This is a genomic window from Agromyces sp. NPDC055658, from assembly GCF_053618155.1.
This window is the reverse complement of sequence record NZ_JBSHHD010000096.1, coordinates 949-1,546: the sequence shown is the minus strand read 5'-3', so window position 1 is coordinate 1,546 and position 598 is coordinate 949. Positions and strand designations below refer to the sequence as shown.

Here is a 598-nt window from a genome sequence, read left to right as displayed (position 1 = left end):
GATACCCGTGCAGATCCAGCCCGTCGCGCGAACGGATGGTGACCGGTTCCATCGATGCCAGTACCCCGGGATCCAGCTGCGGATGCGACCCGAACAGTAGCCGGCTCTCCCCGGTGTCGTGGTCGTAGAGGTAGGTCATCCCCGCTTCGCGGTCGTGGGTGAAGCTGACCACCCAGCGTCGGCCGGTCAGGTCGGAGCTCAGGGCGTTCACGTCGCCATCGGACAGCTTCTCCAGGTTCGCCAGCACCGCGGCGAAGTGCGGATCCAGCGGCTGAATCACCTGACGTTCGAACAGGTACCGCACCCCGAGCAGATCGCCGGTGCGCCGGTCCAGGATAAGCGGCTCGGCCAGCGTGGTGAACACGCTGGCCCGGGTGTCCACGTCGTAGACCGGATGGCTGTCGACGTGGGTCTGCTCGCCGGTGACGACGTCGACGCGCACAATGCGGGTCCTGTCGGTGCCGTCGTTGGAGCCGATCCAGATGCCGGTGCCGTCCGGGGTGACGGTGATGGGGTACAGCCCCATCGTGTAGTCACGGCCGTCGAAGGTGACGATGGAGCGCAGCGTCTCCGTCCGCGGCTCCCACTGCAACAGCTC

Annotated in this window: 1 pseudogene; it reads right to left on the bottom strand. The window is 66.9% G+C overall.

The annotated features are described in order from the left end of the window. Positions 1–598: pseudogene (locus tag ACWGPE_RS18755) on the bottom strand (S9 family peptidase); the annotation flags it as partial.